The sequence below is a fragment of the Streptomyces sp. NPDC021562 genome, from assembly GCF_040640875.1.
In the GTDB taxonomy this organism is placed as follows: domain Bacteria; phylum Actinomycetota; class Actinomycetes; order Streptomycetales; family Streptomycetaceae; genus Streptomyces.
In genome coordinates this window covers 155,588-171,255 of sequence record NZ_JBFACN010000007.1, presented here as the reverse complement: position 1 = coordinate 171,255, position 15,668 = coordinate 155,588, and the positions used below count along the sequence as shown (strand labels likewise).

Below are 15,668 nucleotides of genomic sequence, written 5' to 3'. Positions count from 1 at the left end.
TCAACGTAGTCGTCGGCGTTCGGCAAGACGGTAGGTCACATCGCTCATCACAGCCGACCAACGATCGCGATCAGGATGTAGACGATGATCATCAGTACGAAGAAGGACAGGTCGAGCGCCACGCCCCCGAGACGCAGCGGCGGGATGAACCGCCGCAGAAGCTTGAGCGGTGGATCGGTGACAGTGTAGGTGGCCTCAAGTACGACCACCATCGCCTTGCCGGGTTGCCATGAGCGGGCGAACTGGAACACGTAGTCCATGACCAACCGGAAGATGAGCACGATGAGGAAGCACATCAGCGCGATGTAGATCACATCCAGGAACACGCTCATGATCCGTGCTTCCCTCTCCCCTGTTCCGTGCCTCGTACCGGTGTTGCGTCTCAGCTCTGGTTGAAGAACCCGCCCTCTGCGATGCGGGCCTTGTCCTCCGCCGTGACATCGACGTTAGCAGGCGACAACAGGAACACCTTCTGCGTCACCCGCTCGATGCTGCCGTGAAGACCAAACACCAAACCGGCCGCAAAGTCGACAAGTCGCTTCGCGTCTGTGTCGTCCATCTCAGTCAGATTCATGATCACCGGGGTGCCCTCACGGAAGTGTTCCCCGATGGTACGGGCCTCGTTGTAGGTCCGGGGGTGAAGCGTGGTGATCCGGTAAGGCTCTCGTTCCGACACGACCTTGGGCATGATCACCGGTGCGTTCTTCTCCAGACTCGCGCGTTCTTGTGTGATGGACACCACGGGACCGATGCGCGCCGGGCGGCCCGATTCCGCGGACAGGGAAGCGGAATGCGACACCGGTTCGCGCGGTGGCGACGGCTGCACCACTCGTACCGAATCGTCCCTTTGGGGCTGATGTGCACTGTGGGACTGGTGCGACGGCTCGTGCCGCCGGTGGTCCCGCTCGGGCTCCGGGTCCAGTTCGGGCTCGAAGTCGTCGTCAGGGTCGAATCCGCGGCCGTCGTAACCATCGTCCTCCACGAGGCCGAGGTAGACCGCCATCTTGCGCATCGCGCCGGCCATGCTCTGAGTCCTCCGCTCTGTGGTGGATCGGTGACGACTGCCAAGTCCCGCGATCCACGTGGCCGTTGCACCCACCGTGGGCGACATTGACCATATTTTCTGCTGTGGTCCGACTTCCTGGCGACGTTACCCGAGCCTGAGGCGGACTCCGAGTACCGCGGTGCCGACGCGTACATGTGTCGCTCCGGCCGCCACGGCGTCCTCAAGGTCCGCACTCATCCCTGCGGACACCATGTTCGCAGCCGGATGGGCCCGGCGCAGGTCAGTCGACAAATCCATCAACCGCTCGAACGCCGCCCGTTGCCGCCCCGCGTACTCCCCGGTCAACGGAGCGACGGTCATCAGTCCGGCGAGCCGCAGTCCCGGCGAGGCGGCGACCAGGTCGGCCAACTCTTCGATTCCGCCCGGCGCCACGCCACCGCGCTCCCCCCTGCCGCTCGCACCCGCGTCGAGCGCGACCTGGAGCAGGCACCCCACCTCGCGCCCGGCCCGCACCGCCTCCTTGGACAGCGCGTCCACGAGCCTGGAACGATCCACGGACTGCACGAGATCCGCGTAACCCACCACGGATCGCACCTTGTTCGTCTGGAGTTGACCTACGAAGTGCCACGTCAGCGGCAGATCCGCGCACTGGGCGGCCTTGGGGGCCGCGTCCTGGTCACGGTTCTCGGCGACGTGGCGCACCCCGAGCTCCGACAGGATCCGCACATCGCTCGCGGGGTAGGTCTTGGTGACCACGATCAGGGTCACCTCCTCCCGCTTGCGCCCGGCCGCCGCACAGGCGGCGGCGATGCGCTCCTCCACTCTCGCCAGGTTTCCAGCGAGTTCACTCCTACGGTCCGTCATGCCCCATCAGTCCAGCCACACATAGCCCGCGAGCCGCCCGGTGGTGCGGTCGCGGCGGTACGAGAAGTGATCCACCGACTCCAGCGTGCACACCGGCGACTGCACTCGGTCGCGCACCCCGGCGCGCGCCAGCTGTGCGTGCACCCCGGCGCTCACGTCGACCGCGGGAGTGCCCCAACTGGTCTCGGCGCGCGCCGCCGGCTCGACGGCGGCCACCTCGGCGCGCATGGTCTCCGGCACTTCGTAGCACCGGCCGCAGACGGCCGGGCCGGTACGGGCGACGATGCGGGCGGGGTCGGCGCCGAGTTCGGCCATCGCGCGGACGGCGGCGGGCACGACCCCGGCGACCATGCCGGGCCGGCCCGCGTGGGCGGCGGCCGCGATCCCCGCGACCGGGTCGGCGAGCAGCACCGGCGTGCAGTCGGCGGTGAGGACGGCGAGGGCGAGCCCGCGGCGCGCGGTGACGATCGCGTCGACCTCGGGCACCGGCCGGTCTCCCCACGGCTCGTCCACGACGGCCACGTCGTTCCCGTGGACCTGGTTCATCCAGACCACCTGGCCGGGGTCCAGGCCGAGCGACTTGGCGGCGGTCTCCCGGTTGGTCCGTACCGCCTCCGGGTCGTCGCCGACCGCCCCGCCCAGGTTGAGCTCCTCGTACGGAGCGGCGCTCACCCCGCCCCACCGGTCGGTGAAGGCGAAGTGCGCGCCGCTCACGGTCTCACGCTGTCCAGTCACGTCGTAAGGATCACTTGAGGAAGTCCGGTACGTCCAGTTCCTCGGCCGCGCTGTCCGTGTAGGAGCGCGACGGCGGGACCGGCGGGGCGACCGGGATCTCGGCCACCGGCTCGGGCGCCGGCTCCGGCTCCTCCTTGGGGGTCACGCTGCCGAGCGAGCCGAAGGAGGGGCGCTCGGGCTCCCGGCGGGCCGGCGCGGGCTCCTCGCGGCGGGCGGCGGCCGAGGACGAGCCGAGGACGTTGTCCCGGCGGGCCGGGGGCTGGCCGCCGTCGAAGCCGGCCGCGATCACGGTGACGCGGACCTCGTCGCCGAGGGCGTCGTCGATGACCGCGCCGAAGATGATGTTGGCCTCGGGGTGCGCGGCCTCGCTGACCAGCTGGGCGGCCTCGTTGATCTCGAACAGGCCGAGGTCGGAGCCGCCGGAGATGGAGAGCAGCACGCCCCGGGCGCCGTCGATGGAGGCCTCCAGGAGCGGCGAGGAGATCGCCATCTCGGCGGCGGCCACCGCGCGGTCGTCGCCGCGGGCGGAGCCGATGCCCATGAGGGCCGAACCGGCCTCGGACATGACCGACTTGACGTCGGCGAAGTCGAGGTTGATCAGGCCGGGGGTGGTGATGAGGTCGGTGATGCCCTGGACACCGGAGAGCAGGACCTGGTCGGCCGACTTGAAGGCGTCGAGCACCGAGACCTGGCGGTCCGAGATGGACAGCAGCCGGTCGTTCGGGATGACGATGAGGGTGTCGACCTCTTCGCGGAGTTCGGCGATGCCGTCCTCGGCCTGGTTGGCGCGGCGCCGGCCCTCGAAGGTGAACGGGCGGGTGACCACGCCGATGGTGAGGGCGCCGAGCGAGCGCGCGATGTTGGCCACGACGGGCGCGCCGCCGGTGCCGGTGCCGCCGCCTTCACCGGCCGTCACGAAGACCATGTCGGCCCCCTTGAGGACCTCCTCGATCTCCTCGCGGTGGTCCTCCGCGGCCTTGCGCCCGACGGCCGGGTTGGCGCCGGCCCCGAGCCCGCGGGTGAGTTCACGGCCGACGTCGAGCTTGACGTCGGCGTCGCTCATCAACAGCGCCTGTGCGTCGGTGTTGATGGCGATGAACTCGACGCCCTTGAGGCCGACCTCGATCATCCGGTTGATGGCATTGACACCACCGCCGCCGACACCGATGACCTTGATGACTGCGAGGTAGTTCTGCGGTGCTGCCACGTCGAAGGCCTCTCGCCTCGAATTAACGTTGCCGTCGCCGTGCGGTGTCCCGCGCGGGACGGCGGATGCCGAATGGGACGGTCCGTAGCGCCGACCCGAACCCTAACCCTGAAGTTTAGGGTTACCAGTGTGTCTGTTCCCTGGAGTCTTCTGAACAGGACACTAAGTCGACAAGTGGCGCCCGTTCAACGAACACGCCGAACCTCCCGTTTTTCTTTTCACCCTATGTGATCAGCCGTAGCAGTGCCCAACCAGGGTGCTGGCCTGCGCTGATGTGCGTCAACTCACTGATGACGCAGGGGCGGTGGGGACGCTCACGTCGAAGTGCCGTGCGCCGGAAGCTGCTTTCATGAGTGCGGTGAGCGTGCGCGCCTTCGCGGCACCGTTGTCGGCGCTGCCCCACTGCACGGTCCGGCCACCGGTCAGCAGCAGCGAGATGTCGTCGTAGGAACGGACCTTGAGGGTACGGGTGTCCCTGCGGACGGCGGCCGGGATGTCACGCGCGATCGCGACCGCCTCCCGCACCAGCCGGTCGGTGCCGAACCGGCGCAGGCTCGCGGTGGTCGAGCCCGACCGGGCAGGACTCAGCTCCAGCGCCGGGGCGCCTTCCGGCGCCTGCGACACCGTGGCGAAACGGACGCCCTTCTTGTCCACTTCCGTGAACATCCCGGCCTTCGCGATGAGCAGCACCGGAGTTCGCTCCGTCACTTTCAGCCCGATGCCGTGCGGCCAGGAGCGGACGACGTCAACCTCGTCGATCCGGGGCAGCTTTCGGCGCAGCCGGGCCTCGATGGCGTCCGTGTCGACGGAGACCATCGGCGCGCCGACGGGGACGGCGGCGGCCTCGCGGACCTGCTCCGGCGTCAGAACGGCCGTACCGGAGACGGAGACATGCCGGACCCGGAGCCACGAGGAGCCGTAGAACAGCCAGAGGGAGCCGCCGCCGAGGAGCAGCAGGAGCGCGGCCAGGATGACGATCGTACGAAGGCGGCGCTTTCGCAACAGCCGGGCGGGCGGCGGGCCGGACGACTCCTGCTGGCGTTCACCGCGCTCGGCGGTGGTCGATCCGGCCACGCTGCTCACTCGCCTTTCGTCATACGGTCCTACCGGCTTGAGGCAATCGCCTCGTACACCATGCCGACGAGCAGGTCGTCGGCGTCCCGCCGGCCGAACTCACTTGCCGCGCGGGACATCTCGTAGAGCCGGTGCGGGTCGGCGAGGACGGGCAGCACGTTCTGCTGCACCCACTCCGGGGTGAGTTCCGCGTCGTCGACCAGCAGGCCGCCGCCCGCCTTGACCACCGGCTGGGCGTTCAGCCGCTGTTCGCCGTTGCCGATGGGCAGCGGGACGTACGCGGCCGGGAGTCCGACGGCGGAGAGTTCGGCGACGGTCATCGCGCCCGCGCGGCAGAGCATCATGTCGGCCGCGGCGTACGCGAGGTCCATCCGGTCCAGGTAACTTACCGGGATGTACGGGGGCATTCCCGGCATCTGGTGCACCTGCGGCAGTTCGTTCTTCGGGCCGACCGCGTGCAGGATCTGGATGCCCGCCTGCTGGAGCCACGGCGCGACCTGCTGGGTGACCTCGTTGAGGCGGCGGGCGCCCTGGGAGCCGCCGGAGACGAGCAGCGTGGGCAGGTTGGGGTCGAGGCCGAAGCGGTGGCGGGCCTCGGGGCGGGCGGCGGCGCGGTCCAGGACGGAGATGGAGCGGCGCAGCGGGATGCCGATGTAGCGGGCGTCACGCAGCTTGCTGTCCGGCGTGGAGACGGCGACCCTGGCGGCGTACCGGGAGCCGATCTTGTTGGCGAGGCCGGGGCGGGCGTTGGCCTCGTGGATCACGATCGGCACCCCGAGGCGCTTGGCGGCGAGATAGCCGGGCAGGGCGACGTACCCGCCGAAGCCGACCACGCAGTCCGCCTTGGTGCGCTCCAGGATCTGCTCGGCGGCCTTGATGGTGCCGCGCAGCCGGCCGGGGACGGTGATCAGTTCGGGGGTGGGCTTGCGGGGCAGCGGCACCGCCGGGATCAGGGCGAGCTCATAGCCGCGTTCCGGGACGAGCCTGGTCTCCAGGCCGCGTTCCGTGCCCAGGGCCGTGATCCCCACGGTGGGGTCCTGCCTGCGCAGGGCGTCCGCGAGGGCGAGCGCGGGCTCGATGTGGCCGGCGGTCCCCCCACCAGCGAGTACGACATGCACCGAAATTCACCGCTCTCCGGACGAGCGCGCCGCCGAGGCGCGCCGTCGCATCGTGTTCCATCTCCGAGGTCCGCGAGAACCCCCGGCCCCCCGCTTTCTACCAAAGCGAGGTTGCCGCATCGCAAGCGCCGCCCGCGCAGCGGGCTCGTCGCGCGCGAAGGCGATCAGCAGCCCGATGGCGAACATGGTCGGCAGCAGGGCGGAGCCTCCGTAGGAGAACAGCGGGAGCGGGACGCCGGCGATCGGCAGCAGGCCGAGCACCGCACCGATGTTGATCACCGCCTGGGCGATGATCCATGTGGTCACGCCTCCCGCGGCATACCTCACGAAGGGGTCCTCCGTGCGTCCGGCCACGCGGATACCCGCATAGCCTAGAGCCGCGAAGAGGGCCAGTACCGACAGCGTCCCCGCCAGACCCAGTTCCTCACCGGTGACGGCGAAGATGAAATCCGTGTGGGCTTCTGGCAGTTGTCCCCATTTTTCCACACTCGCGCCGAGGCCGGAGCCGAAGAGCCCGCCGCTGGCCAGGGCGTAGATGCCGTGCACCGCCTGCCAGCAGTCGGCGACCCCGGTCTTCGGCTCGGTGGCGCCGATGCAGGCCAGCCGGGCCATCCGGTTGGGGCTGGTCTTGATCAGGATCACGCCGAGCACGCCCGCGATCGACAGCACGCCCGCGAACAGCCGGGTCGGCGCCCCCGCCAGCCACAGCACGCCGAACAGGATGGCGGTCAGGATGATCGCGGTGCCCATGTCGCCGCCGAGCATGATCAGCCCGAGCAGCAGGAACGTGACCGGGACCAGCGGCACCAGCATGTGCTTCCACTGGCTCAGCAGCCGCTTCTCCTGTTTGCGCGCCATCAGGTCGGCGCCCCACAGCACCAGGGCGAGCTTGCCGAACTCACTGGGCTGGATCTGGAAGGAGCCGCCCAGCGAGATCCAGTTCTGGTTGCCGTTGACCGACATCCCTATGCCCGGCACCTGCACCAGCGCCATCATGAAGACGGCGCCGGCGAGGATCGGGTAGGCGAGCGCCCGGTGCAGCTTCACCGGCATCCGGGACGCGACGAGCAGCAGCACGCCGCCGATGCAGGCGGCCAGGAACTGTTTGCGGAAGAAGAACGAACCCGGCAGGGACATCTGCAACGCGGTGACCTGGGAGGCCGAGTAGACCATCACGAGACCCAGCACGATGATCAGCAGGCTGCCGCCGAGGATCAGGTAGTACGCGGTCAGCGGCCGGTCCCAGGCCCGGTGGGCACGGGTGTGGAACCGCCGCAGCGGGTTCTCGCGGGCCGTCCGGGGCGCGGCGGGCCCGCGTGCCGCTCGCTGCACGGGCGGCCGGCCGGTGCGGCTACCGGGCATCAACGCCTCCGCTGAACGTCGAGCGTCGCACGCGTCCCTCCCAAGGTCGCCCGGCAGGCGGCCGGGTCAGGCGCCGAGTTCGCGAACGGCCTGTGCGAACGCGTCACCGCGCTGGTTGTAGTTGGCGAACATGTCCATGGAGGCACAGGCGGGGGCGAGGAGCACCGTGTCGCCCTCGACCGCCAGCCGCCGGGCCTCCTGGACCGCCGCGAGCATCGCCCCAGTGTCGGTCCGGTCGAGGTCGACGACGGGTACTTCCGGCGCGTGTCGCGCGAGGGCGTCCCGGATGAGGGCGCGGTCGGCGCCGATGAGCACCACGCCGCGAAGCCGCGGTGCCGACTTGGCGACCAGTTCGTCGAAGGTCGCGCCCTTCGCAAGACCGCCCGCAATCCATACGATCGACTCATATGACGCCAACGAGGCTTCTGCCGCGTGGGTGTTGGTGGCCTTCGAGTCGTCGATGTACGCGACCCCGTCCACGTCGGCGACGTGCGCGATGCGGTGGGCGTCCGGGGTGAAGCTCCGCAGACCGTCGCGGACGGCCGTGGCGGGCACCCCGAAGGCACGGGCGAGGGCCGCCGCGGCAAGGGCGTTGGCGATGTTGTGCGGGGCCGGCGGGTTGACGTCGGAGACCTCGGCCAGCTCCTGGGCGTTCTTGTGACGGTTCTCGACGAAGGCGCGGTCGACCAGGATGCCGTCCACCACGCCGAGTTGGGACGGCCCGGGGGTGCCGAGGGTGAAGCCGATCGCCCGGCAGCCCTCCTCGACGTCGGCCTGGCGGACCAGGTCCTCGGTGAGCTTGTCCGCGACGTTGTAGACGCAGGCGACCCGGTTGCCCTCGTAGATGCGGCCCTTGTCGGCGGCGTAGGCCTCCATGGAGCCGTGCCAGTCGAGGTGGTCGGGCGCGAGGTTCAGCACGGCCGCCGAATGGGCGCGGAGGGAGGGCGCCCAGTGCAGCTGATAGCTCGACAGCTCCACGGCCAGGACGTCGTAGCGCTCGTCCCCGAGGACCGCGTCGAGCAGCGAGACGCCGATGTTGCCGACGGCGGCCGTGCGCAGGCCCGCGGCCGTCAGGATCGACGCCAGCATCTGAACGGTGGTGGTCTTGCCGTTGGTGCCGGTGACGGCCAGCCAGGGGGCCGCGTCGGGCCCCCGCAGCCGCCAGGCCAGCTCGACGTCGCCCCAGACCGGGACCCCCGCCTCGGCGGCCGCCAGGAACAGCGGCTTGTCGGGCTTCCAGCCGGGCGCGGTGACGATCAGTTCGGTGCCCGCCGGCAGGGTCGCCCCGTCACCGAGCCGTACCGTGACGCCCAGCGCCTCCAGTTCGGCGGCCTGCTCACGGGCGCGGGCGTCGTCGCCGTCGTTGACGACCGTGACGAGCGCCCCGCGCGCGTGCAGCACCTTGGCCGCCGGGACACCGGAGACGCCGAGTCCGGCGACGGTGACGTGCTTGCCCTGGAATTCCGGGGACACCGAGGAGGTCACTTGGCCGCTGCCCATCCCGCGTAGAAGAGACCGAGTCCGACGATCACACAAACGCCTTGAATGATCCAGAAGCGGACCACCACAAGTACCTCGGACCAGCCCTTGAGTTCGAAGTGGTGCTGGAGTGGCGCCATCCTGAAGACGCGCTTTCCGGTGAGCCGGAAGGAGCCGACCTGGATGACGACCGACATGGTGATGAGGACGAACAGGCCGCCCATGATGGCGACGAGGAGTTCCGTGCGGGACAGGATCGCCAGGCCCGTGAGGACACCGCCGAGCGCGAGCGAGCCGGTGTCACCCATGAAGATCTTGGCCGGCGAGGTGTTCCACCACAGGAAGCCGAGGCAGGAACCCATCAGCGCGGAGGCGATGACGGCGAGGTCCAGCGGATCGCGGACCGTGTAGCAGGCGCTGGGGTTGGTCAGGGTCATCGCGTTGGCGCAGGACTCCTGGAACTGCCAGACGCCGATGAACGTGTAGGCGCCGAAGACGAGCACGGAGGCGCCGGTGGCGAGACCGTCCAGACCGTCCGTCAGGTTCACGCCGTTGGACATCGCGAGGATCATGAACAGCGCCCAGACCACGAACAGCACCGGCCCGATGGTCCAGCCGAAGTCCGTGATGAAGGACAGCTTGGTGGAGGCCGGGGTGTTGCCGATGGCGTCCGGGAACTGCAGCGAGAGCACCGCGAAGGAGATGCCGACGATCAGCTGGCCGGCCATCTTCGCCTTGGCCCGCAGGCCCAGCGAACGCCGCTTGACGATCTTGATGTAGTCGTCCAGGAAGCCGACCAGGCCCATCCCGCACATCAGGCCGAGCACCAGCAGACCCGAGTAGCTCGGGGAGTAGCCGGTGATCACCTTGGACAGGAAGTAGGCGGCGACCGTCGACAGGATGAAGGCGATGCCACCCATCGTCGGCGTACCGCGCTTGCTGGCGTGCTCGCGCGGGCCGTCGTCACGGATGTACTGGCCGTAGCCCTTGCGCGCGAGGAGCTTGATCAGCAGCGGCGTACCGATCAGCGTCAGGAAGAGACCGATGACACCCGAGAAGAGGATCTGCTTCATCATCGGGCATCAACACCCTCGGCACCGGACTCCAGGAGCGCCTGGGCAACGCTCTCCAGGCCCACCGAACGCGACGCCTTCACGAGTACGACGTCCCCCGGGCGCAACTCGCTGCGCAACAGGTCGACAGCCGCCTGTGCGTCGGACACGTGCACCGACTCCTCACCCCACGAACCCTCGTTGTATGCGCCCAGTTGCAGCCAGGAGGCTTCCACTCCCCCGACGGCGACGAGCTTGCCGACATTGAGCCGGACGGCGAGCCGTCCGACCGCGTCGTGCTCGGCGAGCGCCTCGTCCCCGAGCTCGGCCATCTTGCCGAGCACCGCCCACGTGCGTCCCCCCTTTGCCTGTGCGGCTGTGCCCATGGCCGCGAGCGCGCGCAGCGCGGCTCGCATGGACTCGGGGTTGGCGTTGTAGGCGTCGTTGACGATGGTCACGCCGTCCGGGCGCTCGGTGACCTCCATACGCCAGCGGGAGAGGGAGCCCGCCTCGGAGAGCGCGGTGGCGATCTCATCCACGGACATGCCCAGCTCATGGGCGACGGCGGCCGCGGCGAGCGCGTTCGACACGTGATGCTCACCGTACAGGCGCATGGTCACATCGCTTGCACCGGAGGGTGTGTGAAGGCTGAACGCGGGCTGTCCCGTGTCCGTGAGTCGTACGTTCTCGGCCCGTACGTCCGCTTCGGCCGACTCTCCGAAAAGGACCACCTTCGCCTTGGTACGGGAGGCCATGGCCCGCACCAACGGGTCGTCCGCGTTGAGGATCGCGACGCCGCCGTCGTCGGCCGACGGGAGCGCCTCCACCAACTCGCCCTTGGCCTGGGCGATCTGCTCCCGGCCGCCGAACTCGCCGATGTGGGCGGTGCCGACGTTGAGGACCAGACCGATCCGCGGGGGCGTCAGATCCGTCAGGTAGCGGATGTGCCCGATGCCGCGGGCACCCATCTCCAGCACCAGGAACCGGGTTTCCGCGGTGGCCGAGAGGGCGGTCAGCGGCAGCCCGATCTCGTTGTTCAACGAGCCGGGCGTGAACACGGTCGGCGCCTTGGTGCGCAGCACCTGGGCGATGAGGTCCTTGGTGCTGGTCTTGCCGGCCGAGCCGGTGAGGGCCACGAGGGTCGCGCCGAGCCGTCGTACGACATGCCGGGCGAGGGCGCCGAGGGCCGCTGGGACGTCGTCCACGACGATCGCGGGCACGCCGACGGGACGCGACGCCAGTACGGCGACCGCGCCCTGCGCGACGACCTGCGCCGCGAAGTCGTGGCCGTCCACGCGCTCGCCCACGAAGGCGGCGAACAGGCTGCCCGGTCCGGCCTCCCGGGAGTCCCGGACGACCTCCCCGGTGACCTGGACGGACGGATCCGGTATGTCGTGCGTCTGCCCGCCGACGACTGCTGCGATCTCGGCGAGGGAGAGGGCGATCACAAGTTCATCCCCTGGGTCTTCTGGATTTTCATCCCTGGGTTTTCCGGATGGCTTCGCGAAGCACCTGGCGGTCGTCGAAGGGACGGATCACGCCGGCGATGTCCTGGCCCTGCTCGTGGCCCTTGCCGGCGACGAGCACGGTGTCGCCGGGGTGCGCGCGGGCGACGGCGGCCTCGATCGCGGCGGCCCGCTCCTCGAAGAGCAGCACCTCGCCACGCTCGTGGGCGGGCACCGTGGCGGCGCCTTCGAGCATGGTCGCGAGGATGGCGAGGGGGTCCTCGGAGCGGGGGTTGTCGGAGGTGAGGACGGCCGTGTCGGCGAGCCGGGCCGCGGCGGCGCCCATCGGCGCCCGTTTGGTCCGGTCGCGGTCGCCGCCGCAGCCGAGGACGATGAGCAGCCGGCCCTTGGTGACCTTGCGCAGGGCCCGCAGGACGGACTCCACCGCGTCGGTCTTGTGGGCGTAGTCGACGACCGCGAGGTAGGGCTGTCCGGCGTCCACGCGCTCCAGCCTGCCCGGCACCCCCGGTACGGCGGCGACCCCGTCGGCGGCGGTCTGCGGTTCGAGTCCCGCGGCGGCGAGGGCGACGATCGCCGCGAGGGTGTTCGCCACGTTGAAGGGACCCGGCAGCGGCGACTTGGCGGCGATCCGGACGCCCTCGGGGCCGACGACCGTGAACGTGGAGTCCAGCGGACCGATGTGGACGTCGGTGGCCCGCCAGTCGGCGTCCGGGTGCCCCTCGGCGGAGTAGGTGACGACCGGGACGGTGGCCTCCCGGGCGAGCCGGCGGCCGTACTCGTCGTCGACGTTGACCACACCCCGCCTGCTGCGTTCCGGGGTGAACAGCTGCGCCTTGGCCTGGAAGTAGTCCTCCATGCCGGAGTGGAACTCCATGTGTTCCGGGCTCAGGTTGGTGAAGACGGCGATGTCGAAGACACAGCCGTCGACCCGGCCGAGGACCAGGGCGTGGCTGGAGACCTCCATGGCGACCGCCTCGACCCCGCGCTCGCGCATGACGGCGAACAGCGCCTGGAGGTCGGTGGCCTCGGGGGTGGTGCGCTCGGACTTGATGCGCTCGTCACCGATGCGCATCTCGACGGTGCCGATGAGTCCGGTGGCGCGGGTCGTCTTCAGGCCGCCCTCGACCAGGTAGGCCGTGGTGGTCTTGCCGGAGGTGCCGGTGATGCCGATCTGGAGCAGGTCGCGGCCCGGCCGGCCGTAGATGGTGGCCGCCAGTTCGCCCATCCGCGCCCGCGGGTCGTCGACCACCAGGACCGGCAGGCCGGTCGCGGCGGCCCGCTCGGCGCCCGACGGGTCCACCAGGACGGCGACCGCGCCGAGGCCGGCGGCCTGGGTGACGAAGTCGGCGCCGTGCGCGCGGGCGCCCGGCAGCGCGGCGTACAGGTCGCCGGGGCGCACCGCGCGTGAGTCATGGGTGATGCCCGTGACCTCCACGGCGTGGTGGGCGGGATCCGGCACGGCGGCACCCAGCTGATCGGCGAGCTCCGCGAGGGGTGTGGCGGAGTTCTGAACCGGTCGTGGCGGTCCCGGATAGGTCACGGAAGCGCCCTTCTGGGTGGTTTGGGACTGATCAGCGTGTGGCACGGCGGTGAGCGTACCGGGCGCACCCGCTCCGGGGCGAAGTGAGGGGCGCGGGGCGCCGTGGTTGCCGGGATCGGGGGTGATCGTTGTCACGGGCTCGTTCCTGGTGGTTCTGTGCGCGGTGCTGCGGCGCCGGTCAGGGCTTGTAGTCGACGGGCAGGTTCGCCGCCCTGGCGCCGGTCGGCGGGATCTGGAGGGTCTTGAGGGCGAACTCCATCACCTGCTTGTAGATCGGGCCGCAGATCTGGCCGCCGAAGTAGCTGCCGGCGGTGGCGTTCTGGATGGCGCAGTAGACGGTGATCCGGGGCTTGTCCGCCGGGGCGAACCCGGCGAAGGACGAGGTGTAGCCGCGGTACCTGCCGGTGGCCGGATCCACTCGGTTGGCGGTACCGGTCTTGCCGGCCACGTTGTAGCCGGGGATGGCCGCCTTGGCTCCGGTGCCCTGCTCGTCGTCGACGACCGACTCCAGCATCTCGGCCAGGGTACGGGCGGTCTTCGCGCTGACCACCCGGGTCTTCCTGGGCTGCGCGGCCGGCGTGAAGCGGCCGTCGGCGCCCTTGGTGCCCCGGATCAGGGTCGGATCGACGCGGACCCCGCCGTTTGCGATCGTCGAGTACACGGAGGCCGCCTGCATGGCGTTGATGGAGAAGCCCTGGCCGAAAGGGATCGTGTACTGCTGGGACGTCGACCACTTGTCCGGGGCGGCCAGGATGCCCTTGGTCTCGCCGGGGAAGCCGAGTCCGGAGTAGCTGCCGATGCCGAACTTGCGCAGGTACGAGTACAGGACCTGGTTGGCCTGTTCCTGGGTCCTGCCGAGCTGGCCGGCGGCGAGGATGGTGCCGATGTTGCTGGACTTGGCGAGCACGCCGTTGAGCGTGAGGTACCAGGTGTCGTGGTCGACGTCGTCCTTGAAGAGCCGGTCGCCGCGGTGCAGCCGGTTGGGCACCACCACGTGGGTGAGCGGGGTGGCGACGGCGCGCTCCAGGACGGCCGCCATCGACATGACCTTGGCGGTGGAGCCGGGCTCGTAGGCGTCCTGGAGGGCCGCGTTGCCCATCGCCTCCGCGTCGGCCGAGGACAGGTCGTTCGGGTCGAAGCCGGGCGAGTTCGCCATGGCCAGGATCTGGCCGGTCCGGGTGTCCTGGACGACCACGTAGCCGCGGTCCGCCCTGGACTTCTTGACCTGGTCGGTGATGGCGTTCTGCGCGGCCCACTGGATGTCGCGGTCGATGGTGAGCTCCACGTCGGTGCCGGGCACCGCGGGCGTCTCGGTGGAGGCCACGGTGGGCACCTCACGGCCGCCGGACTGGGCGTAGCGGATCTTGCCGTCCTTGCCGGACAGCTCCTTGTCGAGCTTCTGCTCGATACCGCCGCCGCCCTTGCCGTCGGCGTTGACCCAGCCCAGTATCCCGGCGGCCAGATCACCGTTCGGGTACACCCGCTGGCTGCTGGGGTCGGCGAAGACACCGGCCAGCACGTTGACGGTGTTGTTGTCGGTGGCCGCCTTGGTGACGAGCGTGGCCTTCAGGTCCTTGATCTGCTTCCAGACCTGCGGGGTCTGCCGGGTGGCCAGCCGTACGTAGCGCAGTTCCCTGTTCTGCGGCCGCAGCAGCTTGACGAGGGCGGCCTGGCTCTTGCCGAGGATGGGCGCGAGCAGCGCGGCGGCCTGCTCGGGGCCGTCGTCCACCTTGAGCTGCTTGCTGGTGAACATCGTGGGGTCGGCGGTGATGTCGTACGCGTCCTCGCTGATCGCCAGCGCCACGCCGTTGCGGTCGGTGATCCCGCCGCGCTCGGCGGCCAGGGTGTGCACGACGTACCGGTTCAGCTCGGCCTTGGCGGCGTAGGCGCTGGCGTCGACGGCCTGGACCTGGAGCAGGCGGCCGACGAAGACGAGCATGACCAGGGTCAGGGCCAGGCCGACCATGCGCAGCCGGGGACGGGGGCTGCCGAGGCGCAGCGGACGCTGGGCCGGGGGGCGGGCCGCGCTCGGGCGGCGCACCGGGCGGGCACCGGGGCCGGGCTGCCGCCGGACCGCGCCCCTGGGATCGCGGGGGTCCCGGGGACGGGGCGGCTTGGCGGGGCCGGGCACACGGCGGCGCGGTTCCCTGTCGGACACTGCCGTCACCTGCCGGAGGTCGGGGTCGGGGTGGTCACGGGCGTGGAGGCCGGACCGGGCGTCACCGGCACGGAGGCGTCGGCGGCCGCCGTGGGCGGTACGGGGGCGTCGGTCGCGGCCGTGGAGGGCTGGGCCGGGCTCTGGCCGGGGCCGGCGGGGGTTCCCGTGCCGAGGGCCTCGGGGGCGGGCGGCGCGGGGGTGGCGTCGGCCCCCTGGAGCAGGGCGGCCGGGCTCGGGACCCCCTTCACCGTGCCGTCCGGGTCGAGGAAGACCGGGTCGCCGCCGGGCACCATGCCCAGCTCGCGGGCCCGGCGCTGGAGGGCGTCGGGGGCCGAGTAGGCGTCGATGTCCCGCTGCAGGGCCTGTTCCTCGTCGGTGAGGTTCTTGGTCTGCTTCTGCAGGTCGTCGAGTTTGAACGAGCCCTCGCTGAGCGCCGAGTTCAGCACCAGCAGGCCGATCAGACCACCGCCGAGGAGCAGGACGACGAGCAGCACGAACGGGGTGCGGGCGGCCCGGGGGCCCCGGCCGGCCGGAAAGAGCCGGGCCAGGCGGGCGGCCCGCCCCCTCAGCTCGGGTTTCCTACTCACGTGTCCTCCGGAGGGTCCGG

Annotated in this window: 14 protein-coding genes; all 14 read right to left on the bottom strand. The window is 70.5% G+C overall.

Annotation, left to right across the window (positions count from 1 at the left end; all coding sequences use genetic code 11):
• Nucleotides 1–47 precede the first annotated feature (47 nt).
• Complete coding sequence (locus tag AB0G52_RS13285) at nt 48–332, bottom strand: YggT family protein (protein WP_046729537.1); 285 nt, start codon at nt 330–332, stop codon at nt 48–50.
• A gap of 50 nt (nt 333–382) precedes the next feature.
• On the bottom strand, nt 383–1,024 hold the full coding sequence (gene sepF, locus AB0G52_RS13280) for a cell division protein SepF (RefSeq protein WP_132886261.1): 642 nt from the start codon (nt 1,022–1,024) through the stop codon (nt 383–385).
• A gap of 126 nt (nt 1,025–1,150) precedes the next feature.
• Nucleotides 1,151–1,870, bottom strand: a complete 720-nt coding sequence (locus tag AB0G52_RS13275; RefSeq protein WP_132886262.1) for a YggS family pyridoxal phosphate-dependent enzyme — start codon at nt 1,868–1,870, stop codon at nt 1,151–1,153.
• Nucleotides 1,871–1,876: 6 nt separating this feature from the next.
• Nucleotides 1,877–2,605, bottom strand: coding sequence for a peptidoglycan editing factor PgeF (gene pgeF, locus AB0G52_RS13270; RefSeq protein WP_132886263.1), 729 nt, complete (start codon nt 2,603–2,605; stop codon nt 1,877–1,879).
• 10 nt (nt 2,606–2,615) lie between these two features.
• Nucleotides 2,616–3,812, bottom strand: a complete 1,197-nt coding sequence (gene ftsZ / locus AB0G52_RS13265; protein ID WP_132886264.1) for a cell division protein FtsZ — start codon at nt 3,810–3,812, stop codon at nt 2,616–2,618.
• A gap of 279 nt (nt 3,813–4,091) precedes the next feature.
• The gene (locus AB0G52_RS13260; RefSeq protein WP_361336363.1) at nt 4,092–4,886 is read right to left on the bottom strand and encodes an FtsQ-type POTRA domain-containing protein; all 795 of its coding nucleotides are present in this window, start codon (nt 4,884–4,886) and stop codon (nt 4,092–4,094) included.
• 29 nt (nt 4,887–4,915) lie between these two features.
• Nucleotides 4,916–6,004: an undecaprenyldiphospho-muramoylpentapeptide beta-N-acetylglucosaminyltransferase gene (murG, locus tag AB0G52_RS13255; protein WP_132886266.1), complete on the bottom strand. Its 1,089-nt coding sequence runs from the start codon at nt 6,002–6,004 to the stop codon at nt 4,916–4,918.
• A 6-nt stretch (nt 6,005–6,010) separates the two neighbouring features.
• On the bottom strand, nt 6,011–7,366 hold the full coding sequence (ftsW, locus tag AB0G52_RS13250) for a putative lipid II flippase FtsW (RefSeq protein ID WP_361336361.1): 1,356 nt from the start codon (nt 7,364–7,366) through the stop codon (nt 6,011–6,013).
• 66 nt (nt 7,367–7,432) lie between these two features.
• Nucleotides 7,433–8,866, bottom strand: a complete 1,434-nt coding sequence (gene murD / locus AB0G52_RS13245; RefSeq protein WP_207921603.1) for a UDP-N-acetylmuramoyl-L-alanine--D-glutamate ligase — start codon at nt 8,864–8,866, stop codon at nt 7,433–7,435.
• Entirely contained in the window at nt 8,848–9,918 is a 1,071-nt protein-coding gene (gene mraY / locus AB0G52_RS13240; protein WP_132886995.1) for a phospho-N-acetylmuramoyl-pentapeptide-transferase, read from the bottom strand. The genes murD and mraY overlap by 19 nt, the downstream gene beginning before the upstream one ends.
• Nucleotides 9,918–11,345, bottom strand: coding sequence for a UDP-N-acetylmuramoyl-tripeptide--D-alanyl-D-alanine ligase (gene murF / locus AB0G52_RS13235; RefSeq protein ID WP_361336359.1), 1,428 nt, complete (start codon nt 11,343–11,345; stop codon nt 9,918–9,920). Before murF ends, mraY begins: the two co-directional genes overlap by 1 nt.
• A 28-nt stretch (nt 11,346–11,373) precedes the next feature.
• Nucleotides 11,374–12,903, bottom strand: coding sequence for a UDP-N-acetylmuramoyl-L-alanyl-D-glutamate--2,6-diaminopimelate ligase (locus AB0G52_RS13230; protein WP_361336357.1), 1,530 nt, complete (start codon nt 12,901–12,903; stop codon nt 11,374–11,376).
• Between the two features lie 178 nt (nt 12,904–13,081).
• A complete protein-coding gene (locus AB0G52_RS13225) occupies nt 13,082–15,061 on the bottom strand; it encodes a penicillin-binding protein 2 (RefSeq protein WP_361336355.1) in 1,980 nt (659 codons plus the stop codon).
• A 5-nt stretch (nt 15,062–15,066) separates the two neighbouring features.
• On the bottom strand, nt 15,067–15,648 hold the full coding sequence (locus AB0G52_RS13220) for a septum formation initiator family protein (protein ID WP_132886271.1): 582 nt from the start codon (nt 15,646–15,648) through the stop codon (nt 15,067–15,069).
• Nucleotides 15,649–15,668: the final 20 nt, after the last annotated feature.